The organism is Streptomyces sp. NPDC048442, assembly GCF_040651475.1.
Taxonomy (GTDB): Bacteria; Actinomycetota; Actinomycetes; order Streptomycetales; family Streptomycetaceae; genus Streptomyces.
In genome coordinates this window covers 17,790-42,129 of the sequence record NZ_JBEZKB010000018.1, presented here as the reverse complement: position 1 = coordinate 42,129, position 24,340 = coordinate 17,790, and the positions used below count along the sequence as shown (strand labels likewise).

The window sequence follows — 24,340 nt, the reverse complement described above, 5'->3', positions numbered from 1 at the left end:
TCACCGCTTCCCTCTCCTCATCCCGAGCCGCATCGTCGCGACGATCTCCCGCTGCACCTCGCTGACCCCGCCCCCGAAGGTGTTGATCTGCGCCGCCCGGTTCATCCGCTCCAGTTCCCCGTCCCCGAAGGCCCCTTGCGACCCGGCCCTCACCAACCCCGCGTCGCCCACCACCTCCTGGCACATCCGGTACACCGCGACCGCGCTCTCGGTGCCCACGAACTTCACGCCGCTCGCGTCGCCGGGCGCCAGCACCCCCGCGCCCACGTCCCCGACCAGCCGCCAGTTCAGCAGCCGCACCATCGAAAGCCGGGCGTGCGCCTCGGCCAGCCGGGCCCGCACCCATGCCTTCTCACCAGGCCTTTCGCCCGTATGGGGGTCCGGAGTACGGGCATACGCCAGTGCCTCGGCGCAGGCGTCCTCGGCCTGCATGCCGATCGCGGCGAGGGCGACACGCTCGTGGTTTAGCTGGTTGGTGATCAGCCCCCAGCCCTCGTTCTCCGCCCCCACCAGATTCCCGGCAGGCACCCGGATCCCGTCGTAGTACGTGGCGGTGGTGGTCAGCCCGCCCACGGTCTCGATCGGCGTCCACGAGAAGCCGGGTGCGTCCGCCGGCACCAGGACGATCGAGATCCCCCGGTGCTTGGGGGCCTCGGGGTCGGTCCGGCAGGCGAGCCAGATCCAGTCCGCGTTCTGGGCGTTGCTGGTGAAGACCTTCTGGCCGTCGATCAGCCACTCGTCACCGTCCCTGACCGCTCTCGTACGCAGCGCCGCCAGGTCCGTACCGGCCTCCGGCTCGCTGTACCCGATGGCGAAGACGAGTTCGCCGCGCAGGATTCGCGGCAGGAAGAAGTCCTTCTGCTCCTGGGTCCCGTACTTCATCAGGGTCGGGCCGACGGTGTTAAGCGTGACCATCGAGACGGGCGCGCCCGCCCGGTACGCCTCGTCGAAGAAGACGAACTGCTCGTCGGGGCCGCGCCCCTGACCCCCGTACGCGACGGGCCAGCCGATCCCGAGCATCCCGTCGGCGCCGATCCGTCGCAGCAGGGCCCGCTGGGCGCCCGGATCGTCCGGCGGCCCTTCCGGCATCACATCGCGGAAGTACGAACGGAGTTCGGCGCGCAGCCGCTGCTGGCGCCCGGTCGGTGCGAGGTGCACGGCGATGCCCTCCGGCGGGTCGTCCGGACGTACGGATGGAACGTACGGAAGGAACGTACGAGGGAAGGTTTCTGACTGTCCGTCAGAAACTCCCGCCCTGTCAAGGTCACCGACACACCCCGCCCCACAACCCCCCTGAACACTCCCCTGAACGCGGACATGCCTGTGCGGCGGCGCCGAAGCGCCGCCGCACAGGCATTCGTTCACCCCGCAGCACAGACCCCCATCAGGCCACGCGGTACTACCAGAACTTGGCGAAGTTCACCGCGACGTTCTCGTTGCCCTGCTGGATTCCGGTGAAGCCGGAGCCGTTCACGCTGGCGGTGTTGTTCTGGTTCGAGGCGCCTGCGCCGGTCGCCACCTGCTGCGTGGTGGTGGAGTTGCCGTGGTTCGTGCCGCCCACACCGGTGCCGCTCTGCGTGGCAACCGTCGCGTTCGATCCGTCGTCCGCGAAGGATCCGTTGTCGGCAGCGGCAACACCCGTGAAGAGAGCGGCAGCGAGCGGGAGAGCGGCGACAGCGGCGATGACGCGGGCGTTACGGATACGTGCCATGTCAATTCCTCCAGGAACTGTTAAGTAAGGCTGTTTCCGAGAAAGTTGGCCGACTGCCTCGGTACTGGTGACGACGTCGCGACATCAGGATCACCCACAGAATCCCCGGCGAACCACCCACTAGGCACTTATTCGCTCGCAAGCGTGAGGTTTTGTCGATAAACCCCCAACCTCACCCCAAAACCACTATGGATCGGCCAAATGACCCATCGGATCCAGTAACCCCGCAAGGGGAAACGTTCCGGCACCTTTCCAGCCAACTTTCCCCGCTTCCCTTATTCGAACATTCGTACGACCATGGAGTCATGGCCACTCCAGACCGGCTCACCGCCACCCTGGCCCTCGCACACGCCCTCTCCGCAGCGGAGCGCGGCCTCCCCGTCATCCCCCTGTCCCGTACCAAACTCCCGGCCCTGCGCTCCCCGCACCACGACGAGCACACGGCCGAAGGCCCACACACCACCCAGCAGCCGCCTGCACCACCCGCTCTGCCCGCCCCACCTGCCCCGCCCTGTCGCGGCGAGTGCGGCCTCCCCGGTCACGGCGTCCACGACGCGTCGACCGACCCGGCCGTCGTCCGCGCCCTGTTCGCCGCCGCCCCCTGGGCCACCGGCTACGGCATCGCCTGCGGCCGGCCCCCGCACCACCTGATCGGCATCGACCTGGACCCCAGGCCGAACACCGAACCCGACGCGGCCCTGCAACACCTGGCCCGCACACACCTGTTCACGGTTCCGCCGACGGTCACGGTCCTGACCCCCTCCGGCGGCCGCCACCTCTGGCTCACCGGCCCTGCGGGCGTCACCGTCCCCAACTCCGCGAGCCGCCTCGCCCCCGGCATCGACGTCCGGGGCGCCGGCGGCTACCTGGTCGGCCCCGGCTCCCTCACCTCCCGCGGCGTCTACCGCCTGGCCCCCGGCACCGCCCACCTCCCGGCGGCCCCCTGCCCGCCCGCGCTCCTCGCCCTCCTGACCCCCCGCCCACGCGGCCACCGCAGGCACCCACCGCCGCCGTTACCGGGTACGGACCGGGGCCGCGGCCTCGTCGAATTCGTCCGCGCCGCCCGGGAGGGCCAGCGCAACACCCGCCTCTTCTGGGCCGCCTGCCGCGCGTACGAGAACGGAATCGGCGAGCCCCTCACCGACGCCCTTATAGAGGCGGCCCTCCACACGGGCCTCACCCTCCAGGAAGCCCGCTCCACCCTCGCCTCGGCGGCCCGCCTGACCACGGGCACGCGCGCGTAGCGACGCTCGTCCCACCCCGCGTGGTCGAACCTCGTGGCAGGAAACGGGTCGGGCCCGGCACTGATTTCTCAGTGCCGGGCCCGACCCCGAGTTTCACCGCCGGAGGTCGAAGCAGAAGTGGGCCTCCTCCAGCGGGTCCACTATCCAGGTGCGCCGACGCAGCGGGCGCCCCGGGGACAGCCGGAGGCCGGGCAGGCGCCGGGTGGCCTCCTCCAGCAGGACGCGCAGTTCGAGACGGGCGAGGGGGGCGCCGAGGCAGTGGTGGCGGCCCCGGCCGAGGCCGAGGTGGGGGTTGGGGCGACGGCGGATGTCGAAGGTGTCGGGCTGCGGGAACCGGGCGGGGTCGCGGTTGGCCGAGGTGAGCCAGCCGGTGATCCACTGGCCGGGTTGCAGACGTCGTCCGGCGATCTCGGTCTCGGCCACCACGTAACGCCGTACCCCTGGAAAGGCCGGGTACCAACGCAGTGTTTCCTCCACCGCGTTGGGGATGAGCGACGGATCGGCACGCAGTGCGTCCCAGTGGCCGAACCCGGTGAGGAAGAGCAGCGCGTTGCCCATGCTGCTGGAGGTGGTGTCGACCCCGGCGCTGAGCATCATCGCCAGGTGGCCGACCAGGTCGCGATCGCTCATCGGGCAGCCGTTCACCCGGTGACCGGCGGCCTGTGCGGCAATCAGGTCGTCGAGGAGCCCTTCACCGGGCGTACGACGCCGTTCGGCAACGAGCCCGGTGAAGAAGTCCACCATGTCCGGCTGGGGCGGCAGCGAATGGGTGTGGGAGGAGACGGAGCAGGTGTAGATCTCGTCCATCCACTCGTGCACCCATTTCGCGTACGAGACGTCGAGGCCGAGCAACCGGCAGATGACGCGGGCCGGAAGCGGGCGGACGAGATCCTCGACGATCTCCGTTTCGCCGGTACCGGCGGAGAGGATCCGGTCGATGAGGTCGGTCGCCGTCTCCCGTACGGCGGTTTCCAGGCGCTCCATCTCGGTGCGTCGGAACGGCTCGGCCACGGCGGCCCGGAGGTCGTCGTGGCGCGCGCCCTCGGCCGCCCACAGACCGACCAGGGAGGGGTGGACGTGTGCCCGGGACTCGTCGTCGAGGCCGTATCCGGCCGAGAACGCCGAGGCGTCGGTGAGGACCCGCAGCACGTCCGCGTGGCGGAACACATGCCAGGTCTCCAGCAGTTCGTCGTAGAACGCCTCGGTGTCCGGCTCCCAGTAGAAGGCCGGCCGTGAGGCGTGCAGAACATCGCTCGTCATGGGGGCGACGTCAGTTGACCCGGCAGCGGAGCGACAGCTCGACGCCGCCGTCGCCCAGCGGAAGTGCGACGCTCGTATACCCGTTGGCCGGGTCGCGGACGTAGTCCAGGTATTCGGCGATGGCCTCCGGGCCCGGGGGCATGCCGTCGGCCACCACGAGCGCTCCCGGGGCGAGCTGCGGTTCGATCACGCGCAGAACGTCACGGTAGAGGCTGGCGAAGCCGTCGATGAGCACCATGTCGACGGGGCCCGGCAGGCTCCGGAGCGTCTCGCGCGCGTCGCCCTCGCGGACCTCGACCAGGTCCGCGAGGCCGGCCGCTGCGAGGTTGGCGCGGGCGCTGCGCACCTTGTTGGGCTGGAGTTCGGTGCCGATCACCTGCCCACCGCCGTTGTCGCGCACAGCGGCCGCCAGGTAGATGGCGGAGGCGCCGTGCGAGGTGCCGTACTCCACGATGCGCCGGGCGCCGCGGTTGCGGGCCAGTACGTACAGCAGCTCTCCGGTCTCCCGGGAGACCGGGATGACCACGTCGGAGAGGGCCTCCGCCAGCTTCTCGGGAGGGAGGCTGTGCAGCGCGTTGAGGTGCCCCTGCCCGTCCGCGCCGGGCAGCCGGGTGCCGATGTCCGCGATGGCGGCCACGTCGTGCAGCTCCGCGGCGAAGATCCGGTCGAGCGTCCTGAGGATCTGATCGGTGTTCAGCGTGTTGACGACAGTCACGTCTTCGTCCCTCTCCCTTTCAGTGCCACGGCCGCACAGCTCTGAGTCGCCGGGGCCGCGAGGAGTGGCTGACAGTGCTGGGGCGCTCTCAAGGCCGGCTCAAGGATGGTTCACCGTCCCGCGCCCGGCTCCTTGAGCGGGCCTTGAGCCGGCCGGTGGAGCTTGGGCGCACCGACGAGAGGAGGGTGGCCGACCATGGAGAGTGCCGAGGGGCGAGCCGGACACGACGGGGGTCTCGCCCGACACGACGGGGAGTTCCAGGTCGTGGTGGCGGGCGCCGGGCCGGTGGGTCTGATGGTGGCCTGCGAACTGCGCACGGCCGGAACATCAGTGGTGGTGCTGGAGCGGAACACCGAACCCGAGCGGGTGACCAAGGCCGGTTCCATCGGCCCGTTGGCGGTGGAGGCGCTCGAACGCCGAGGCCTGGGCGAGGAGTTGCGCACGGCCGAGCAGGAGACCCTCCAAGGGTATCTGCGCATGGCCGAAGTCGCCGGCCTCGACCCGGAGAAGGCGGTTCCCAAGGAGCACTTCGCCGGCATCGAGAAGCTCGAACGGCCCGGGTCCGCCGACGAGGGACGGCGCCGGATGCGCGTCGAGCAGCCCGTACTGGTGGACATCCTGCGGCGGCGGGCCGAGCGGCTGGGTGTGGTCGTCCGGCCGGGGCACGAGGTCTCGGGCGTGGAGCAGGACGAGCAAGCGGTGGTGGTGACCGCGCACACCTCCGCCGGGCCGCGGCGGGTGCGCGGCCAGTACCTGGTGGGCTGCGACGGCGGCAACAGCGCGGTGCGTACGCTCACCGGCTTCAAATTCACCGGCACCGCGCCGACGGTGACCGGGCGGCAGGGCGTGGTCGAGATCGACGACTGGGGGCAGGTGCCGCACGGCTTCCACTACACGCCGCGCGGTCTGATGGTCCACGGGCTGGGGGTGAACCGGGTGGCTGCCATCGAGTTCGACGGCCCGCCGGACCCCGGGGCCCCACCGCTCACCGCCGCCGAGCTCCAGGAGAGCCTGCGCCGGATCGGCGGCCTGAACGTGTCGATCACGCACATGGCGACCGGCGGCCGCTTCTCCGACCTGGCCCACCAGGCGACCGAGTACCGGCGCGGCCGGGTGCTGCTGGCCGGCGACGCGGCACACATCCACGCCCCCTTCGGCGGACAGGGGCTCAATGTCGGGCTGACCGACGCGGTCAACCTCGGCTGGAAGCTCGCCGCCGTCCTCGACGGCTGGGCACCGGCCGGCCTCCTCGACACCTACACCGCCGAACGGCACCGGATCGGTGCCGAGCTGCTGGAGAACACCCGGGCCCAGACCGCATTGATGCGTCCCGACCCCCACAGCACGGCGCTCAGGGGGCTTCTGGAGGAGCTGCTCGATCTCGACGAGGTCAAGCGGTACGTGGTCGGCATGCTCGCCGGCTTCGGCGTGCGCTACGACCTGGGGGACGCACACCCCCTGGTCGGCACCCTCTGCCCGACGATGAAGCTCGACCCCATGGGGCCCGGGGAGCCGGCGCTCGCCTCCCTGGCCGATGTGACCGCCGACGGGCGAGGGGTCCTGCTCGACCTGGGCGGCTGCGACGACGTCGTACGTACCGGCGCCCGGTGGAGCTCCCGCGTGCGGACGGTGAGCGCGAAGGCCGACCGCGACGACGTGGACGCGCTGCTGATGCGCCCGGACGGCTGCGTCGCCTGGGCACTGCCCCGCGGCGCGCACTTCGATCCCGGGACCCTGACCGTTGCCCTGGCCACCTGGTTCGGGCAGGACCCCGGTGTTTGAGCCCCACACGAAAGACGAGGAGTTGACACTGCGTATGTCCACCAACGAGCTGGTCGGGGTGTGGAACCTGGTCTCCTTCCACGACCTGGACGACGAGGGAACCCGCCTTGAGGGTCCACTGGGCCCGGCGCCCAGGGGGCTGCTGGTGTACACCGCCGACGGCCATGTGACGGTCAACATGATGCGCACCACCAGGGGCAGTGCCCACGGCGGTCCCACGCACATGGGGTACGCCGGGCACTGGCGACTGTCCGGGAACAAGGTCGTCCACCGCATCGAGGTGACCCCCAAGGCCGAGTGGGTCGGCACCGAGCAGCTCCGCGACATGGTGCTCGACCAGGACGCGCTCACGCTGTACGGCACAGCCGTGGTCGACGGCCGCCCGCAGCGCCGGGTACTGCACTGGCGGCGCACCATGGGCAGGGGATGAGCCCATGACCGCATCCATCCGGGGTGGGACCGTGACTCCCACCCCGTACACGCCCGCAGGAGAGACGGAGGGGGCGGGCCCCACCGCACGGCTCGCCGCCCTGGCCGCGGAACACGCCCCGGCGGCCGAGGCGGACCGCAGGCTGACGGACGAGGTGGCGGCCGCCCTCCTCGAAGCCGGGTTCGCCCGGCACTTCGTACCGGCCGAACACGGTGGCCGCGGCTCCACGTTCGCACTGCTCCTGCGGGAGACGGAGGAGGTGGCGCGAGGATGTGCCGCGACCGCCTGGTGCGGGATGATCTACGCACTCTCCAGTCGGATGGCGGCCCTGCTGCCGGGCCCTACCCGGCGGAATCTGTGGGGTCGCGGCCCCGACGTGCCGATAGCGGCGGCGCTGAATCCGGCCGGCGCGGCTCGTCCGGTACCCGGCGGCTGGCGGCTCACCGGCAGGTGGGGCTTCCTCAGCGGCGTGGACTTCGCGCACTGGTCCCTGCTGTGCGCACCCGCGGAACGTGGCGGGGAGGAACGGGAGCTGCGGTACTTCCTGGTGCCCCGGGAGCAGTACGAGGTGCACGACACCTGGCTCACGCTCGGGCTGCGCGGCACCGGCGGCAACACGGTCCAGGCCGAGGACCTCTTCGTGCCAGAGGACCGCTCGTACCCGCAGGCCACGCTGTTGCGCGGGCTGCGGACGCCTTCGGCCCCGGAATTCCTGCGGGTTCCGCTCCTGGGGGCCCACGCACCCGCGTTCGTGGCCCCGGCACTGGGTGCCGCGAGAGCCGCCGTCGGAGGGTGGGCGGACGAGGTCGCCCAGCACGCGGGCAACGGCTCTCTGGTGGCAGCGCCCGCTGCGGCGCAGGCCACGGTGGCGCGAGCCACCGGGGAGCTGGACGCGGCGGGGCTGCTGCTTGAGCGGGCCGCCGCGGCCACCGACACGGGACGGCTGAGCCGCCCACGGGCAGCCAGGAACGCGCGGGACGCCTCGCTGGCGGCCAGCCTGGTGCGGGACGCCGTCGAGCGGGTCTTCCACGCGGGCGGCAGCCGCGTACAGGCCCAGTCCCACCCGTTGCAGCGCACCTGGCGCGACGTACAGGCGGCCACCTCCCACGCCGCGCTCAACTCCGAGCGCAGCAGCGGCGTTTACGCGCGGTACGCACTGGCGGAAGGGGGACTTCGGATGCCGGACGGAACGGCCGATGAGGCATCCTAGGGGTCATGGACAGGGCAGAACTGGCACACTTCCTCCGCGACAGAAGAGCTCGTCTGAAGCCGGTTTCCGTCGGCCTGGTCGCCGGCGGCCGCCGACGCACACCGGGGCTGCGGCGTGAGGAGATCGCCCAGCTGGCCGGGATCAGCCCTGACTACTACATGCGCCTGGAGCAGGCGCGCGGACCGCGGCCGTCCAGGCAGGTGCTGAAGTCGCTCGCCTGGGCGCTGCAACTGTCCGACGACGAACGGAACTACCTGTTCCGGTTAACCGGCGAGGCACCCGCACTCGCCGGAGCCTCCCGCGAGGTCCCCGCGAACGTACTGATGCTGCTGGAGCGGCTGGACGACAACCCGGCCATGGTGCTGGACGCCAAGTACGACATTCTCGCCTGGAACCGGATGGCCACGGCCCTGATGTGCGACTTCGACGCGCTGCCGGCCGGCGAGCGGAACACCCTGCGCTGGCTCTTCGGCCGGCAGCGCGCCTGGCTGGAGACCGCGGACGGCTGGCGCTACGCGCGCCAGTGCGTGGCCGATCTGCGTGCGACCGGACGCTATCCGGAGGATCCGGCCGTACGCGACTTCGTCGATCAACTGCACGCCGAGAGCCCCCAGTTCGCGAGGTTGTGGGACGCGCGCGAGATCGAGATCCAGCGCAGCACCACCAAGCGCTCGGTCCATCCCGTGGTGGGCGAACTGGAGCTGGACTGCGAGATCCTGGTGCTTCCGGACCGGGACCAGCGGCTGATCTTCTACACGGCCGCGCTGGGGTCCCCCTCCCACAAGGCCCTCCAGGCGCTCCGGGCCGGCCTCGATCCGTGCTGACCGCACACCGGCGCCCTCAACCTGCCGGGGCCCCGGACCGGGCCCGCAGACTGGGACCGCCGGTCCTAGGGCAGAGCGGTCTCTCCTCAGCGCCGCCCACCGCGGCCATGATCGTGGTGCGGGATCTCGTACGGGAAGAGTTCCGCGGGACCAACTGAGGAGAAGCAGTGACAATCCTGGTGACTGGCGGACGCGGACACGTGGCACGGGGCGTGGTGGAGCAGCTCCTTGAGCGCACCGATCGGGTCCGCGTGGCCACGCGGGACGCCTCGGCGCTCAGGCCCCCGGCGGGGGTCGAGGTGGTCGAGGCCGACCTGACCCGCCCCGAGACCCTGCCCGCCGCGCTCGACGGGGTCGAGAAGGTCTTCCTCTACGCCGACCCGCAGGGCATCGACGCCTTCACGAAGGCCGCCGGGGAGGCCGGCGTGCGGCACATCGTGCTGCTCTCCGCGAGCCCGGTGACGGCCGCCAACCCGGACCTGAACCCGCTTGCGCGCATGCACCGGTCGGCCGAACGCGTACTGCTCGACTCGGGGCTGGCATGGACCTTCCTGCGCCCGGCCACCTTCGCCACCAACACCCTCCAGTGGGCCGCCTCGATCCGTGACGAGGGTGTGGTGCGCGCCCCGTACCCCGAGGCGCACAACGACGCCATTCACGAGGCGGACATCGCCGCGGTCGGGGTACGGGCGCTGACGGAACCCGGGCACGAGGGCCGGGCCCACTTGTTGACGGGCCCGGTGTCGATCACCCAGCGGCAGCAGGTCGAGGCGATCGCCAAGGCCACCGGACGCCCGGTGGAGTTCGTGGAGCTCCAGCCGGACGAGTACCGCAGGACGCTGAGCAAGTGGGGCTCCGACGAGCTGGTGGACCAGTTGCTGCGCTACCTCTCCGAGCAGGACGGCATCCCCATGCCCACCGTCAACACGGTCGAGCTGCTGCTCGGGCGGCCGGCCAGGACGTTCGCCGAGTGGGCCGCCGACCACGCGGACGACTTCCGCTGACGGAGCCTCGGCCGCTCACGGCAGGGTGGTGCGGACCGCGCCCAGCAGGGTGTCGACCGCACCCCCTGCTCCGACGAGCTCGGACTCCGACGCGTTCAGGATCCCCTGCTGGAGCCGGCACAGGCCGGCCGAGGGGGACAGTCCCAACTCGTCGGAGAGGACCCGGCGCAGACGGTGGAACACGTCCAGCGCCTCCATGCGCCGGCCGCAGCGGTGCAGCGCGTGCATCAGATAGCCGTGCAGATGCTCGTGGTAGGGGTACTGCACCGCAAGACCGGACAGTTCGCCCAGCACCTCGCGGTGGCGGCCGAGCCGCAGCTCCGTCTCGATGCACAGTTCCCGGGTGATGAGCCGGGCCTGTTCGAGCCGGGTGACCTCCGCCTCCAGGGCCATGCCCCGCTGGACGTCGGTGAGCGCGGGGCCCCGCCACAGGGCATCGGCCCGGCGCAGCAGCTCCGCCGCGTGAGCCGGGTCGCCGAGCTCCAGCGCATGCTTGCCCGCGGCCGCCAGCCGCTGGTACTCGCGGAGGTCGAAGTGACAGCCGTCGGTCTCGAAGAGGTAGCCGCCGTTGCAGGTCCGCAGCAGCTCCCTGCTCACCTGGGGCGCGGGGATTTTGAAGTTCCGGGAAAGGGTCTTGCGAAGGTTGAGGACGTACGTCTGGACGATGGTGAGCGCGGTCTTGGGCGGTTCGTTCACCCAGAGCTCGTCGACCAGTACGGAGACCGGGACCGCCTGCGAGGGATTCATCAGGAGTAAGGAGAGGACCTGACGCTCTTTCGGCGCCGTCGGCTTGGCTCTGCGGTCACTCCCCATCCGCAGTTCCAGAGGACCCAGTACGTCGATGGCCATGCTGTGGCTTTGCCCCATGAGCTCTCCCGCTGTCGTGAAGACGCACTGAACGAGCAGATTCAACTAACAGTTGAATTCGAACCTTTGAATCAACCTGTGGTCGATCACACTCTGTGCAGAACCTCGTACTCTTGTCAACGGTCAGACGATCGGGCATGGTTCAGGCAACGGTCAGTTGCATGACTTCGTACGGAGGGGGGCGGGTATGCCGGGTGGGACGAGCGATTCGCCACTCGCCGGCAGGCTCGACCATCTCTTCCGGGTCAGCCGCCCCAAGAAGCGGCAATGGACCAATCGCGAGGTCGCCGAGGCGCTGAAGGAAGCGAATCCCGGGCTGAAGGTGAGTGGCGCCTACCTCTCCGCGCTGCGCACCGGCAAGCGCATCAACCCCTCCGCCGACCTCCTCAACTGCCTCGCCCGGTTCTTCGGCGTCTCACCCGCCTACTTCGTCGACGAGAACTACGCCCGCCGCGTCAACGTCCAGCTCACCGCGCTGAACGAACTCGACCAGGCCGGAGTGCACGCCGTGGCCATGCGCGCGGTGGGGCTCCCCCCCGAGAGCCTGGCTGCCGTCACCACAGTGATAGATCAGCTCAGGCGCCTTCAGGGCCTTCCTCCCGTTGAGGAGTAGTAGTTCCGATGCGCCCCTGGTTCTCGTCCCGCTTATTCGGCGCCCCGGGCTCCAAGGGTGCCCTGCGCCGCAGGTGCGAGCGGCTCCTGGCCGAGGCCGGCGTGCCCGACCACTGCAGCGTCGACGAGCTGTGCGACCACCTGAGCAAGCGACGTGAACGTCCCATCGCCCTGCTGCCGATGCAGGTGAGGCAACACGGCCCCGGCGGACTCTGGTTGGCCTGCGCAGGGGTGGACGTCATCCTGTACGACCCCGACACCAGCAGGTCCCACCAGAACCACATCGTCACCCACGAACTCGCCCACATCCTGTGCGAGCACCGCACCGCGGGCACGGGGGCCGGTACGGACGACCACAGCATGCACGCCCTCTTCCCCGACCTGGACCCGGAGTTGGTCCGCGGGATGCTCGGCCGTTCCTTCTACACCGATCCGCAGGAACGGGAGGCCGAGATGATCGCCTCACTGATCCTCAAGCGCGCCCGCCCCCGATCCGCCGACCCGAGCCCCGCGTTGCCCGGTGAGACGGCGGCCATCATCCGTCGCATCGAGCGAACCATCGGCAGGAGCTAGGGAGGGAGATCCCGGGAACGGGAAACTCTCGGGCGGGGAGGTCCGTTGCTGTACAGAACGTTGGAATGGGTCTGCATGCTGGCCGCGGCGGTGGCGTTCTGCTATTCGCTGCCCGCGCTGATCCGTCGGCCGACCTCGGCCACCGTCGCCCTGTCGCTCTACTACCTCAGTTCCGCCCTGAGCTACCTGGCGGGGCTGGAGCCCTTCGTTCCCTACCTGGCCACCGTGCTCGGCTCCTCCAGCACGGTGTACCTGGCGGCTGCCGGTCTCATGATTTCGCTGACCGTGGCCCAGCAGGTGGTCCTCTCCCACTGGTCCCATCCGCCCGCTGCGGCCCGCCGGCACTCCCGTCGCCTGCTCCTCGCCTACGGGGCCCTCCTGGCCGGCCTGTTACTGCTCCTGCCCAGCGGCACCAACCCGGCCACGGTGCCCACGAGCAAGGAGGGCCAAGGAGCCTTCACGCTCCTCCTCGTCGGCTGCTACTTCCTCGGCTGCGGGGTCGGCCAGTGGGAGACCGTGCGTCTCTCCCTGCGCTACGCCAACCTGGCCGAACGGCCCTGGTTACGACGCGGCATGTGGACCGTGGTCGCCGGGGCGGTACTCGTCCTGACCTACTGCGCGCTACGGCTGATCGAAGTCATCGGCGTGTCCATGTCCTTCTCCGTGGGGAGGTGGGACACGCTGCGCTGGCTCTCCGGGGACATCGGCTCGTTCCTGGAAATCGTCGGCTGGACCGTCCCCGCGTGGGGGCCGCGCCTCTCCGCGGCCCGGCGCTGGGCCAGCGCCTACCGGCAGTACCGCCGCCTCCGCCCGCTGTGGGAGGCCCTCTACCGGGCCACGCCCGACATCGCGCTGGACCCGCCGGGACGGCTGGCGCAACGGATGCCGCCCCGGGATCTGGAGCTGGGGCTCTACCGCCGGGTCATCGAGATCCAGGACGGTTGGATGGCCCTGCGCCCCTACACCTGCCCGGCCGTGGCCGCCGCCGCCCGGCGAAACCTGGAAGGGCGCCGGCTCCCGGCAGGGCGCCGCCGCGCCATGGAGGAGGCGCTGATCCTGCGGGCCACCCTGCGCGCCAAGGACGCGGGTGCGGCGCCGCCCTTCGGGCCTCGGAGCGGCTGCGCCCCACCTGCTCCGGCCGGGCGCCACGAGGAGTCCGGGCACCACGAGGAGCCCGGCCGCCACGGGGAGGAGGAGCACTGCGGAGAGACCGCCTGGCTGGTCGCCGTCGCCGAAGCCTTCGCGGCGCTCAAGCCGGCCTCCCCGAGGACGTCCCGGGACGCCGCATCGCGCCCCGGGACCGGTCCGCCGGCAGCATCCGACTCCACGGTCAGACAGTGACCCGCTGTGCGCCCTCCATGCCTTGAATGTGCTCCAACAGTGCGCGCGGCGAGCCCAGTTCGGCGAGGACGTCGTCCTGGACGCTCACCCCGTGACGGCTCTGGAGGCGTGCCGCGGTCTCCAGCAGGGCAAGCGAGTCGCAGCCCAACTTCTCGAAGGAACAGTCCGGTATCTCCTCGGGGGTGTCCGGCAGCTCCAGGTCACCCGCACATTCCGTGAGGATGGCGACCAATTCCTCCATGGTCAGCCGGATTTCTCCCGTGGTCCCTGTGGTTTCGGTCATGGCAGCTGTTTCCTCTCATCCGGTGGGATCGGCGGCACACACGACGACCGCCGAATTGAAACCGCCCTTGCCCCGGGCCAGCACCAGCGCCGCCCGCAGCTCCTGGTGGCGCGGCTCTCCGCGTACCAGGTCGATCCCGTACGCCTCCGGGACGTCGGTGGTGTGTGCGGTGGGCGGAATGACGGAGTCCCGCAGGGCGAGCAGCGCCGCCACCACGTCCAGCGGCCCGCCGCCCGCGTAGAGCCGGCCCGTCAGCGCCTTCGGTGCGGTGACCGGCACCGCGCCGGATCCGAAGAGCTCACGCAGCGCCGATGCCTCGGCCGCGTCCCACTCCGGTACGCCGGAGGCGTCGGCGAAGACGACGTCGATGTCCTGAGGAGCCAGTCCCGCGTCCCTGAGGGCCAGTTCGGCGGCGCGCCTCAGTCCCGGAGGCCGCCCGGAGCCCGGCCGGGGGTCGAAGGTGGCGGCGTGCCCGGCGAGAATGCCGTACGGGGACTTCCCCCGCTGCCGCGCCGCTGCGGCGTCCTCCAGAATGAGGATCGCCCCGCCCTCGCCCGGCACGTAACCATCTGCCGCCGAGTCGAACGGCAGGTAGGCCCGGTGCGGATCGGTGGCCCTGCTGATGCGGCCGCCGGCGATGTGCGAGGCCCAGCCCCACGGGTCCAGCGCCGAGTCCACACCGCCGGACACCACCAGTGACGTGCCCTCCAGCACCGTCGACCGGGCCGCTCCCAGTGCGTCGAGGCCGCCCGCCTGTTCGCTCACCAGCACCCTGCCCGGCCCGCGCAGCCCGTGCCGGATGGAGATCTGGCCGGTGTTGACCGCGTAGAACCAGGCGAAGGACTCGTAGACGCTGACGGACTGGGGCCCCTCGGTCCACAGCTTGCGGAACTCCCGGTGGGTGAACTCGAATCCGCCCAGCGCGCTGGAGGTGATCACGCCCGCCTCGTAGTCCGGGAGTGCCACCAGATCCATCTCCGAGTCCTGCAAAGCGGCAGCCGCCGCCGCAAGGGCGTATCGGGTCGAGACGTCGGTCTGTGGCAGCAGCCGCTTCGGGATGTGCTCCAGGGCGTCGAAGTCCCTGATCTGTCCTGCCAGCCGGGACGGCGCGGTCGAGGCGTCGAACCGGTCGAGCTCGCCGATCCCGCTCTGCCCCTTGCGGACGGAGCTCCAGAACTCCTCGGTGCCGTTGCCGTTCGGCGCCAGTACGCCGATGCCGGTCACCACCACGTCACGGTTCACCGGGTCGCTCCTTCGACGCGGCGCAGGACCATGGCGCTCTGGAAGCCCCCGAAGCCGCTGCCCACACTCAGCACGCTGTCCACCCGCTGCTCCCGTGCGGTCAACGGCACGTAGTCCAGGTCGCATTCGGGATCCGGCTCGTGCAGGTTGGCCGTCGGGGGTACGACCCCGCGGTCGATGGCGAGCACGCACGCGGCGATCTCGATGGATCCGATGGCACCCAGGGAGTGGCCCACCATCGACTTGATCGAGCTCACCGGCACTCGGTACGCATGCGCACCGAGGCTCCGCTTGAGGGCGGCCGTCTCGTGCCGGTCGTTCTGCTTGGTGCCCGAACCGTGGGCGTTGACGTAGTCCACCGACTCGGGCGTGGCACGGGAGTGATCCAGCGCCACTCGGATCGCTTCGGCCATCTCCCGGCCGTCCGTCTTCAGACCGGTCATGTGGTACGCGTTGAGCCGCGTCGCGTAGCCGGTGACCTCCGCATAGATGCGGGCACCACGTGCCCGGGCGTGCTCCAGCTCCTCCAGTACGAAGACCGCCGACCCCTCGGCCAGCACGAAGCCGTTGCGCGTGCGGTCGAAAGGACGGGATGCCGCCTCCGGCTCGTCGTTGCGCGGTGTCGTCGCCTTGATCGCGTCGAAGCAGGCCACCACGATCGGAGTGATCGGAGTGTCCACCGCGCCCGCCACCATGACCTCTGCCCTGCCGTCCCGGATCACCCGGCAGGCATGGCCCAGCGCGTCCAGCCCCGAGGTGCAGCCGTCCGACACCATCGTCACGGGCCCTTCCGCCCCCACTGTCCAGGCCACCTCGCCCGCAGCAGCGGCCGGTGTCAGGTAGTCGAACATGTGCGGCGACAGGTAGTCGTAGTCCACCAGCCATTCACGTCCGCTGTCGGACAGGGCCAGGTACTCCCTCTCCAGGCTGGTGGCCGCGGCCACCGCGCTGCCCAGGCTCACCCCGATCCTGTCCGGGTCCGTCTCGGCGAAGGCCAGAGCGCTGTCCCTCGCCGCCTCCCGCGCGCACACCACGGCCATCTGCGCCGCCCGGTCCATCCGACGGATCTGCCGTGGGGACAGCCCCTCGTGCACCGGGTCGAAGTCGCACTCGCCCGCGATGCGGGAACGGAAGGGACTGGCGTCGAAGAACGTGATCGGCCGGGTGGCCGTCCGTCCCGCGGTCAGCAGGTCCCAGAACTCCTTGGTTCCGCGACCACCCGGCGCGCGTACGCCGATTCCCGTGATCACCACGCGCCGGCTCACCGTGACCAGCCTCCCCATTTCGCCTGCCGAAGGCCCGGCGGCCGGAAGGGCTCAGACAGTGGTGACGACCTCGTGGAATTCCATCCGGGGGAGCCTGGGCAGCCAGGCATTCTCGCCCGGGAGGCCCATGTTGACCACCGCCAGGACTTCGTGCCTGCCGTCGTCGAAGAATTCATTGTTCACTCCGTCTGCGTCGAACCCGACAATGGGACCGGCCGCCAGGCCGGCTGCCCGTATGCCCAGGATGAAATAGCCGATCTGTATGGCCGCGTTGAAGACTGCCGATTCCCGGCGGACCAGCTTGTCCGTGAACATCTCCTGGGCGACGGGCACATGGGGGAAGAGCCGGGGCAAATTCGTGTGGAATTCCAGATCGGCCGCGAGTACGGCGACCAGAGGCGCCGAGGCGACTTTCGCGCGATTTCCGCCGTGCATGTGGCGCAGGAGGGCCGCCCGCGCCTCCTCGGAGCGGAGCAGCACGATCCGCAGCGGCTGCTGGTTCATCGAGGTCGGGGCGTACTTGACCAATTCGTAGATGGCGCGCACCCGTTCCTCGCTCACCGGCTCCGCCGCGAAGGTGTTCGCCGTGCGCGCCGAGCGGAACAGCAGGTCCTGGACCTGTGGAGGCAGGGCCAGCAGGGGGACTTCGGAGTTGGTGGTCATTCCCTCTCCCGAAGGTCAGGCATGCGTGCTCTCGTCGGACCGCTCGTCCATCGCCACCACTCGCGTCCAGCCGGCGCCCGCGCCCGCCAGCGACACGGGAAAGCACGCGACCGTGAAGCCCGTCGCACCCCGCAGCGCTCCCAGGTTGGCGAGTTTCTCCAACTGCACGTACTCGCGGGTGCGTCCGTAGATGTGCGCGGGCCACAGGAACGACCTGTCCCCCGTGCGCCGGTAGTCCTCGATCATCCGGTGCATGGGCCGGTCCAGCCCCCATGCGTCGATGCCGATCACCCGTATCCCCTGCTCGACGAGGAAGGCCGTGGCCTCCCCGGTGAGCCCCGGGTACGAGGTCAGGTACTCGGGCGATCCCCACAGGGCGTCCGCCCCGGTCCACAGCAGGACGATGTCCCCGGGGGCCGGCGTGTGGCCCGCGTCCGCCAGGGCGGCCCGGACGTGTGCGACCGTAATGCCCTCGCCGGGCGGCACCCGCCGCAGGTCGAGTCGCACGCCGGGGCCGTGACACCAGTCGAGCGGCACCTTGTCGATGCTCTTGGCGGCCTTGCCGCCGCTGAGGGGCCCGTAGTGCAGTGGCGCGTCCATGTGCGTGCCGGTGTGCGTGGTCAGGGTGACGGTCTCGTTGGAGATCGCCATCCGGTCGGGGAAGTCGTCCGGCATCAGTCCGAGCACCGTCGCACCGGTCCGGTGGTCGAGCAGGTCCACCTTCACCCGCGTCGCTTCGCTCGGTGAGTCCTGCGTGGCCACGCTGAGGTCGATGTAGCGCGTCATGACGCCCTCGCAGCCCCGGCCGTCCGCCTTTCCGCCTCCTCCTTGACGGCCCCGAGGTCGGCCACGCTGTTGCGCTCCACCGCCCCCTGGAGGAGCTCGTCCGCCTCCTCGTAGCTGAACTTGCCCGCCACCTTGCCTTCGACCGGCTGCCTCGGCCGGAAGTCGTGGGTGAGCACCAGCTGGGTGGTCTTCTCGTCGAGCGGCAGGGCCCGCCAGTCGCCGCCCATGTGCCCGATGAGCGGGGCGTGTTCCAGCTGGAGGTAAGTGATGACGCGGCGCTGACGGTCGATGTCGCGCCGGGAGACCCAGGACTGGATCTGCCCGTTGACATCGACCACCAGGCGCACGGTCTGGTGCTCGGGGCTCTCGTCCAGGATCTTCGCTTCCTGTGTGGGCGGGAAGATGCGGGCGTACCCCTCCACGTCCACCAGCACGTCCCACACCACATCCACGGGCGCGTCCACGGTCACCGTGTGCTCGGTGTGCCGCAGTACCGGCGGACCCACGAGCACCATCTCCTCGTGATTGGCGTAGGCGGCGTCGTAGGAAACCCTGGAACGCCACCGTCCGATGAAGGCGTGCACATGCGGAAGTTCGGAGAACTGCTGCATGGCCTCGACGTCCTCGCAGGCGTATTGCGCAATTGCGGTCCCCGTCATTCCCGGCGACTTCTCGTCGACCGGCAGCCATACGTGCGGCTTGCAGTCGAACGCTTTCACCAGGCCGGATTCCAGAGTCAACTCCCGCAATTCGGCGAAGAACTGCTTCTGCTCCTCCTCGGAAACCGAGTCTGCAAACCGGTAGATCAACGTGTGGACGATCACTGAAGAACTCCCCAAATCGTGGACGCCATCCGCAGGTCCCGGCAGCTCCGGAAACCTGCTGCCGAGACTCGGGGGACAGACTCAAGCGCTCCTCAAGGACTTCTCAGGGGCAGGACTTCTCAGCTGCCCACGGGCGGACCGAGGGGGGACAAGGGGCACGACGGGGCACCACGGAGCACGGCAAAGGGGCACTCCGGATCCGGAGTGCCCCTCTGTGACCTGCATGTTCTCTGGCCTGGCGGTGGGTGTGGGATTTGAACCCACGGTGACATCGCTGCCACGACGGTTTTCAAGACCGTTCCCTTAGGCCGCTCGGGCAACCCACCCTCGCGCCACCCGACCTGCGGTGACGCGAGGACAGCCTAGCCGGTCAGCCGTCGCCCTCGCGTGCCTGCAGGGTTACTTCTGCTGTGGACTGCTTGCCGCCGCGCGTGTAGGTCAGCTTGACCTTGTCGCCGGGCTTGTGGGTCCAGATCTCGCTGATCAGGGTCGGGCCGCTGTCGATGACCCGGTCCTCGAACTTCGTGATGACGTCGCCTGGCTTGAGACCGGCCGTCGCGGCCGGGCCGCCGGGGGCCACCGCGGGGGTGTTGCCGGTGCCCTGATCAGCGATCCTGGCGCCGCTGCCCTTCTCGGCCATCCCGACCGTCGCGCCGATCATCGGGTAGACCGGCTTGCCCGTCTTGATGAGCTGCTGGGCGACCGTCTTGGCCTGGTTGATCGGGATCGCGAAGCCGAGGCCGATGGAGCCGGACTGACCGCCCCCGCCTCCACCGCCGCCGAGGCCGCCGCTGGGCACGGACTGGATCGCCGAGTTGATGCCGATGACCGCACCGCGCGAATCGAGCAGCGGGCCGCCGGAGTTGCCTGGGTTGATCGAGGCGTCGGTCTGCAAGGCGCTCATGTACGACGCCTTGCTGCCCTGGCCGTCGCCCGAGGCGACCGGGCGGTCCTTGGCGCTGACGATGCCGGTGGTGACAGTGTTGGAGAGACCGAAGGGGGCGCCGATGGCGATCGTCGAGTCACCGACCACGACCTTGTCCGAGTCGCCCAGGGGGAGGGGGTTGAGGTCCCCGGCGTTCTTCAGCTTGATGACGGCGACGTCGTAACCCTGTGCCCGGCCGACGACCTCCGCGGCGTACTTCTTGCCGTTGGAGAACGTGACGGACAGCTCGCCGCCCTCGGCCGCCGAGGCGACCACGTGGTTGTTGGTGAGGATGTGGCCCTGCTTGTCGTAGACGAAACCGGTGCCGGTGCCGCCCTCGCCGTTGCCGCTCTGCGCGTCGATCGTCACGACGGAGGGGAGCGCCTTGCCCGCCACACCCGCGACGCTGCCCGGGTCGCGCTTGAAGTCCTGCGGGTTGCCCGCGGCGGAGATGGTGGTGGAGCCGCCGGGGGAGTGGGCCTCGCGGTTCGCCGCCCAGTAGCCGACGCCGCTGCCCACGCCGCCCGCGACCAGTGCGGCAACCAGGACGGCGGCGATCAGCCCGCCGCGTCCCTTGCGCTTGGGGCTCGGGGCAGCGGCGGCCGGAGGAGCACCCCAGGGGTCGCCACCGCCACTGTTGCCACCGCCACTGTTGCCGTACGAACCGTCACCGTTGCCGTACGAAGGGAACGTCGGCGGCGGCGGGGGCGGCGGCCAGGCTGCGGCGGGATACGGGGCGGGGGCGTGCGGCACAGGGGCAGGGGCAGCGGCAGCGGCAGGCGCAGGAGCTGCCGCGGAGGCAGGAGCAGGTGCAGGGGCAGGGGCAGGGGCAGGGGCAGGGGCAGGGGCGACCGCATCCGTCGGCGGTGTCGCCGACGGGGTCGCCGGAAGTTCCGCCGCGGGTTCCGGTGCACCCTGCTCCGTCATCGGAACGGGAGGCGGCGGCGGTGCGGACGGGGCGGCCGGTACCGCAGTGCCCTCGTTCTCGGTGCTCACAGCTCTCTCCTCGGTTCCACGTCGTCCTGGGTCTGCATTGTCTGGATTGCCTGAGTCCGTTGTCCCGCTGTACAAGTGTGTGCCGTCAGCTTTTCCCACAGCACGTCGGAGCACTGTAAGCGGGACCTGTGCATCCGCTCGTCATCCTTTATTCCGGACCAATGGGACGCATCCCGGGACCTCCTCAAAGAGGCCGATCAGCCCCCCGGAGCCCTCCGTTGCGCACCACTGCGCGTACATCTGCCCCAGGTCGGTGACACCATGTCGCGGTGACCCACGCACGACAGCAGACCATCCAGGTAGTCGCCCACCGCGGAGCCTCCGAGGAGGAGCCCGAACACACCCTGGCCGCGTACCGGAAGGCCATCGAGGACGGGGCGGACGCCCTGGAGTGCGATGTGCGCCTGACCGCCGACGGCCATCTCGTCTGTGTGCACGACCGCAGGGTGAACCGTACGTCGAACGGCCGCGGCGCCGTCTCCGCTCTCGAACTGGCCGATCTCGCCGCCCTCGACTTCGGCTCCTGGAAGGGGCGCGAGGAGAGCATCGAGCGCCCCGACCGGGACCCCGGCCGCGGCGACCTCACCTCCGTACTGACCCTGGAGCGGCTGCTGGAGCTGGTCGCGGACGCCGGCCGCCCGCTCCAGCTGGCCATCGAGACCAAGCACCCCACCAGGTGGGCCGGCCAGGTCGAGGACAAGCTCCTGGGGATGCTGAAGCGGTTCGGTCTCGACGGTGCGCCGAAGGAGCCCGATGCGCCTGCGCCGGTACGGATCATGAGCTTCTCGGCGCGTTCGCTGCACCGGGTGAGCATCGCCGCACCGGCCATCCCGACGGTCTACCTGATGCAGTTCGTGACGCCCCGGCTGCGCGACGGCCGACTGCCGGCAGGCGCCCGGATCGCGGGGCCCGGCATGCGGATCGTGCGCAACCACCCCGGCTACATCGCCCGGCTGCACCGCGCGGGCCACCGGGTGCACGTCTGGACGGTGAACGAACCGGAGGACGTCGAGCTGTGCGTACGCCTCGGAGTGGAAGCAATCATCACCAACCGCCCCAAACAGGTACTCGCCCAACTCGGCCGCGACTAGGGCCTAACCCTCTTTCCACCCCCGGGCACCCACTACTGGGAGTGCACCGGCGCATCCGTACCGTATTCGATCGTTACGAGTGCATCATTGGCCAACGCTTGGCCGGTTTCCGGTCCAGGCCATTGGGGAATTCACACCGTGGCGTGGGGCGAAGGAGGTCTCGGGGGTGGCGTTGATGGAGGCACAGGAGGTGCCCACGTCGTCGTGCATGGCCATTCCGCATGGCCCTGCAGGCGTGGGGGCGGCCAGACACCAGATGCGTGCGGAGTTGCGCACAAAAGGGGTGTCCGATTCGGTCGTTGATGATGCAGTACTGATCCTTTCCGAACTACTGAGCAATGCCTGCCGGCACGGCAGGCCGCTGGGCCCGGCGGCGGAGGTGGGCGACGGCGACGTCAGAGCAGCTTGGGGCGTGGACCCCGCAGGCCGTCTGACCGTGGAAGTGACGGACGGCGGCGGCCCGACCCGCCCTGTTCCGGCCACTCCCTCGGTCACCGCACGGGGCGGCCGCGGGCTGAACATCATCAGCGCGCTCGCCCAGGACTGGGGCGTACGGGACGACAGGGCGTCCGGCGAGGTGACGGTCTGGGTGGTTCTCGACGGAGGCCACCGGCACAGCGACTTCGCTACGCGCGTCGCAGCGCCGTCGCTCGACTTCGCCGTTCCCTTCGACGAACTGGGCTGACGTCCGGCCGGCGTCGGGGGCCGGCGTCGGGGGCTGGCGTCGGGGGCTGGCGTACGGACACCAAGGCGTCGGCGCGTACGTACGTCCCGGACCGCGTACGCGTCCGGAGAGGTGCGCTCCCCATTGCGGCTAGGCTCGCGCCGACACCGCACTGCCGCAAGGGGAGAAGCACGCATGGCCAAGAAGCGCCCGCAGACCAAGGCCGCCAAGCCGCAGACCGCCAGCAACGAGCCCGTGCCGGTGGTCGGGGCGCGTGAGCCCTGCCCGTGCGGTTCCGGCCGCCGCTACAAGGCGTGCCACGGCCGCGCCGCGTCGCACGCCGTGACCGAGCTGGTCCAGCGTCCCTTCGAGGGCCTGGCCGGCGAGTGCGACTGGGTCGCCCTGCGCGAGCTGGTCCCGGCCGCGACGGTCGAGCTGAAGCTCAAGGACGGGCTGCCCGACGGCGTCCCCTCCGTCACCCTCGCGACCGTCCTGCCGATGGCCTGGCCCGCGCTGCGCCGCGAGGACGGTTCCGTACTTCTCGGCCTGCAGAACGACACCCCGTCCGGCGACCTGAGCCGTGACCTCGCCGACACCCTCAAGAGGGCGCTGTCGGCCGAGCCCGGCAACCCGGTCGCCGCCGCCAAGGCGCCCGCCGACGGACCGCGCCTCCAGGACCTGCTCGACCCCGAGGCCGCGTTCGCACCGGACGTGCACACCGGCTTCGAGTTCTGGGTGCCGGACAGCGACAACGCCGCCGCCGAGGTCACCGCCTCGCTGGAGCGCGCCAACGCCGCCGCCATCCCGACCGTACGGCTGACGAGCGTGGACGCCGCCTACTGGTGCGAGACGCCGGAGAAGAACCACCTGCGGTGGGCCATGCCGCACCCCGAGGAGAAGCTCCTCGACGCACTGGCCCGGCTGCACGCCGCGGGCAACGCCTCGCTCGGTGACGACACCCGCCTCGTCGGCTCGTTCCGGGCGCACGGCATCATCGTGCCGGTCTGGGACCTGCCGAGCGCGATGACGGCCGAGGAGTGCGAGAAGCCGGCCGCCGAATTCGCCGAGCGGCTCGCCACCGCGCTCGCCTCCGACGCGCCGCTGACGACCGAGGAGCGGCGCTCGCGCGGCGGCCTCACCAACCGCCAGGTGACCCTCAGCTGAGTGCCGCCGTTGCACGTCGCACAACGGGACGGAGGGGACACGGTGACCCCGGTCACAACTCCCCGTACTGACGGGTAAATCCCTGTCTGAATACACGAGATCGAATTTGCGAACAGCAGATCTCTTGTTACCGTTCTAGGAGCCCGGTCGCTGGTGCATCCCCCGTCGCCAGCGATCGGGCCTTTCACTTTCCCGCGCCGTCAACGTGCAGCGGGGGCGGCCGAGTTGCTTCCGGACCGCAACAGCAGCGGACCGTCGTCCGGACCTGCGAATTCCGAAACTGCCGTGTACTTCCACGGCTCAGCCTTCCCCTCCTCGGCACTCCCCCCGGCGCTCCCAGCGGCCCCCGGCTCGTGCGGCGTCTCGCACGCCCCCGGCTCGTCGCCGACACCCACCGCACAGTGCATCTGTACGGTGCGCCCGGCCGGGCCCATGAGCGTGAGCACGGCGTCCAGTTCCTCGCCCGTCGCGTTCCGGTAGTACGTACGCGCCCAGGCGTCGCGCCCCTCCGCCAGTACGCAGGTCTGCGCCTCGACACCCTCGGGGGAGGCCACCTCGGGGCCGCACTGTGCGTGCGCGCGCCGTGCCTTCTGATCGTCCGCCACAGCGGCGGGCGCACCCTCCGCGGGATCGACGCCCTCCCCTTCCGAACCCGCGGGCCCGGCCGACGCCACTGCCAGCGGCAGCAGAACGGTGAACACCACGACGGCCGAAAGCCCGATCATGCGGATATTCAAGGGGAACCCCCACCTGTCAACTGCCGGAAATTCGCGACGGTGGGCCGAAGATATCGACGGATGACGCGCGCCTTGTCGGCCGCGCGCCCAATTCCGCTGAACTCACGCCGTCTCGCACCCTTACGAG

General features: G+C 70.5%; 25 protein-coding genes and 1 tRNA gene. 12 read left to right on the top strand and 14 right to left on the bottom strand.

The annotated features are described in order from the left end of the window. Positions 1–1,158, bottom strand: coding sequence for an acyl-CoA dehydrogenase family protein (locus tag AB0D18_RS25090; protein ID WP_362422649.1), 1,158 nt, complete (start codon positions 1,156–1,158; stop codon positions 1–3). A gap of 241 nt (positions 1,159–1,399) precedes the next feature. Next, entirely contained in the window at positions 1,400–1,711 is a 312-nt protein-coding gene (locus AB0D18_RS25085; protein WP_362422646.1) for a hypothetical protein, read from the bottom strand. Positions 1,712–2,016: 305 nt separating this feature from the next. Between AB0D18_RS25085 and AB0D18_RS25080 the strand changes: the two genes are divergently transcribed. After that, positions 2,017–2,955, top strand: a complete 939-nt coding sequence (locus tag AB0D18_RS25080) for a bifunctional DNA primase/polymerase (RefSeq protein WP_362422643.1) — start codon at positions 2,017–2,019, stop codon at positions 2,953–2,955. A gap of 93 nt (positions 2,956–3,048) precedes the next feature. Here the strand turns inward: AB0D18_RS25080 and AB0D18_RS25075 are convergent, their stop codons facing one another. Both AB0D18_RS25075 and AB0D18_RS25070 read right to left on the bottom strand, forming a co-directional pair. Then, entirely contained in the window at positions 3,049–4,215 is a 1,167-nt protein-coding gene (locus AB0D18_RS25075) for a cytochrome P450 (RefSeq protein ID WP_362422640.1), read from the bottom strand. A 10-nt stretch (positions 4,216–4,225) separates the two neighbouring features. Next, complete coding sequence (locus AB0D18_RS25070; RefSeq protein WP_362422637.1) at positions 4,226–4,930, bottom strand: class I SAM-dependent methyltransferase; 705 nt, start codon at positions 4,928–4,930, stop codon at positions 4,226–4,228. A 195-nt stretch (positions 4,931–5,125) separates the two neighbouring features. Here AB0D18_RS25070 and AB0D18_RS25065 point away from each other — a divergent pair, with 195 nt between their 5' ends. From AB0D18_RS25065 to AB0D18_RS25045, 5 genes are all read left to right on the top strand, one after another. Beyond that, positions 5,126–6,712, top strand: coding sequence for an FAD-dependent oxidoreductase (locus AB0D18_RS25065; protein ID WP_362422634.1), 1,587 nt, complete (start codon positions 5,126–5,128; stop codon positions 6,710–6,712). Positions 6,713–6,746: 34 nt separating this feature from the next. Then, the gene (locus tag AB0D18_RS25060; RefSeq protein ID WP_362422631.1) at positions 6,747–7,142 is read left to right on the top strand and encodes a lipocalin-like domain-containing protein; all 396 of its coding nucleotides are present in this window, start codon (positions 6,747–6,749) and stop codon (positions 7,140–7,142) included. Positions 7,143–7,146: 4 nt separating this feature from the next. Continuing rightward, entirely contained in the window at positions 7,147–8,352 is a 1,206-nt protein-coding gene (locus AB0D18_RS25055; RefSeq protein WP_362422628.1) for an acyl-CoA dehydrogenase family protein, read from the top strand. A 5-nt stretch (positions 8,353–8,357) separates the two neighbouring features. Beyond that, on the top strand, positions 8,358–9,176 hold the full coding sequence (locus AB0D18_RS25050; protein WP_362422626.1) for a helix-turn-helix transcriptional regulator: 819 nt from the start codon (positions 8,358–8,360) through the stop codon (positions 9,174–9,176). 167 nt (positions 9,177–9,343) lie between these two features. Then, positions 9,344–10,180, top strand: coding sequence for an NAD(P)H-binding protein (locus AB0D18_RS25045; RefSeq protein ID WP_362422624.1), 837 nt, complete (start codon positions 9,344–9,346; stop codon positions 10,178–10,180). A 15-nt stretch (positions 10,181–10,195) separates the two neighbouring features. Here the strand turns inward: AB0D18_RS25045 and AB0D18_RS25040 are convergent, their stop codons facing one another. After that, the gene (locus AB0D18_RS25040; protein WP_362422621.1) at positions 10,196–11,047 is read right to left on the bottom strand and encodes an AfsR/SARP family transcriptional regulator; all 852 of its coding nucleotides are present in this window, start codon (positions 11,045–11,047) and stop codon (positions 10,196–10,198) included. 187 nt (positions 11,048–11,234) lie between these two features. On the opposite strand from AB0D18_RS25040, the gene AB0D18_RS25035 reads away from it, so the two are divergent. The 3 genes from AB0D18_RS25035 to AB0D18_RS25025 are packed head-to-tail and all read left to right on the top strand — an operon-like array spanning position 11,235 to position 13,573. Next, a complete protein-coding gene (locus AB0D18_RS25035) occupies positions 11,235–11,660 on the top strand; it encodes a helix-turn-helix transcriptional regulator (RefSeq protein WP_362422618.1) in 426 nt (141 codons plus the stop codon). Positions 11,661–11,668: 8 nt separating this feature from the next. Next, positions 11,669–12,232, top strand: a complete 564-nt coding sequence (locus tag AB0D18_RS25030; RefSeq protein ID WP_362422615.1) for a toxin — start codon at positions 11,669–11,671, stop codon at positions 12,230–12,232. A gap of 45 nt (positions 12,233–12,277) precedes the next feature. Beyond that, a complete protein-coding gene (locus AB0D18_RS25025; RefSeq protein ID WP_362422613.1) occupies positions 12,278–13,573 on the top strand; it encodes an MAB_1171c family putative transporter in 1,296 nt (431 codons plus the stop codon). Here the strand turns inward: AB0D18_RS25025 and AB0D18_RS25020 are convergent. The 8 genes from AB0D18_RS25020 to AB0D18_RS24985 form a co-directional block, all read right to left on the bottom strand. Then, positions 13,563–13,856: an acyl carrier protein gene (locus tag AB0D18_RS25020; protein WP_362422610.1), complete on the bottom strand. Its 294-nt coding sequence runs from the start codon at positions 13,854–13,856 to the stop codon at positions 13,563–13,565. The two genes, AB0D18_RS25025 and AB0D18_RS25020, sit on opposite strands and share 11 nt — an antisense overlap. Positions 13,857–13,871: 15 nt before the next feature. Further along, complete coding sequence (locus AB0D18_RS25015; protein ID WP_362422607.1) at positions 13,872–15,098, bottom strand: ketosynthase chain-length factor; 1,227 nt, start codon at positions 15,096–15,098, stop codon at positions 13,872–13,874. Beyond that, the gene (locus tag AB0D18_RS25010) at positions 15,095–16,381 is read right to left on the bottom strand and encodes a beta-ketoacyl-[acyl-carrier-protein] synthase family protein (RefSeq protein ID WP_362422604.1); all 1,287 of its coding nucleotides are present in this window, start codon (positions 16,379–16,381) and stop codon (positions 15,095–15,097) included. Before AB0D18_RS25010 ends, AB0D18_RS25015 begins: the two co-directional genes overlap by 4 nt. Before the next feature lie 33 nt (positions 16,382–16,414). Continuing rightward, positions 16,415–17,026 (bottom strand): malonic semialdehyde reductase, encoded by a 612-nt coding sequence (locus AB0D18_RS25005; protein WP_362422601.1) that lies wholly within the window; start codon positions 17,024–17,026, stop codon positions 16,415–16,417. A gap of 15 nt (positions 17,027–17,041) precedes the next feature. Continuing rightward, positions 17,042–17,812, bottom strand: a complete 771-nt coding sequence (locus AB0D18_RS25000) for a cyclase family protein (RefSeq protein WP_362422598.1) — start codon at positions 17,810–17,812, stop codon at positions 17,042–17,044. Continuing rightward, entirely contained in the window at positions 17,809–18,636 is an 828-nt protein-coding gene (locus AB0D18_RS24995) for an aromatase/cyclase (protein ID WP_362422595.1), read from the bottom strand. Before AB0D18_RS24995 ends, AB0D18_RS25000 begins: the two co-directional genes overlap by 4 nt. Positions 18,637–18,872: 236 nt before the next feature. Further along, positions 18,873–18,962: transfer RNA gene (locus AB0D18_RS24990), tRNA-Ser, on the bottom strand. Between the two features lie 44 nt (positions 18,963–19,006). Continuing rightward, positions 19,007–20,557 (bottom strand): trypsin-like peptidase domain-containing protein, encoded by a 1,551-nt coding sequence (locus AB0D18_RS24985; RefSeq protein WP_362422592.1) that lies wholly within the window; start codon positions 20,555–20,557, stop codon positions 19,007–19,009. A gap of 269 nt (positions 20,558–20,826) precedes the next feature. On the opposite strand from AB0D18_RS24985, the gene AB0D18_RS24980 reads away from it, so the two are divergent. From AB0D18_RS24980 to AB0D18_RS24970, 3 genes are all read left to right on the top strand, one after another. Continuing rightward, positions 20,827–21,648 carry a glycerophosphodiester phosphodiesterase family protein gene (locus AB0D18_RS24980; RefSeq protein WP_362422589.1) on the top strand — a complete coding sequence of 274 codons (822 nt, stop codon included), beginning with the start codon at positions 20,827–20,829 and terminating at the stop codon, positions 21,646–21,648. 79 nt (positions 21,649–21,727) lie between these two features. Continuing rightward, positions 21,728–22,333 carry an ATP-binding protein gene (locus AB0D18_RS24975; protein WP_362422586.1) on the top strand — a complete coding sequence of 202 codons (606 nt, stop codon included), beginning with the start codon at positions 21,728–21,730 and terminating at the stop codon, positions 22,331–22,333. Between the two features lie 174 nt (positions 22,334–22,507). Continuing rightward, positions 22,508–23,476 carry a DUF5926 family protein gene (locus AB0D18_RS24970; RefSeq protein ID WP_362422583.1) on the top strand — a complete coding sequence of 323 codons (969 nt, stop codon included), beginning with the start codon at positions 22,508–22,510 and terminating at the stop codon, positions 23,474–23,476. A 200-nt stretch (positions 23,477–23,676) separates the two neighbouring features. Here AB0D18_RS24970 and AB0D18_RS24965 read toward each other — a convergent pair whose 3' ends face one another. Next, the gene (locus AB0D18_RS24965; RefSeq protein WP_362422580.1) at positions 23,677–24,201 is read right to left on the bottom strand and encodes a hypothetical protein; all 525 of its coding nucleotides are present in this window, start codon (positions 24,199–24,201) and stop codon (positions 23,677–23,679) included. Between the last annotated feature and the right edge of the window lie 139 nt (positions 24,202–24,340).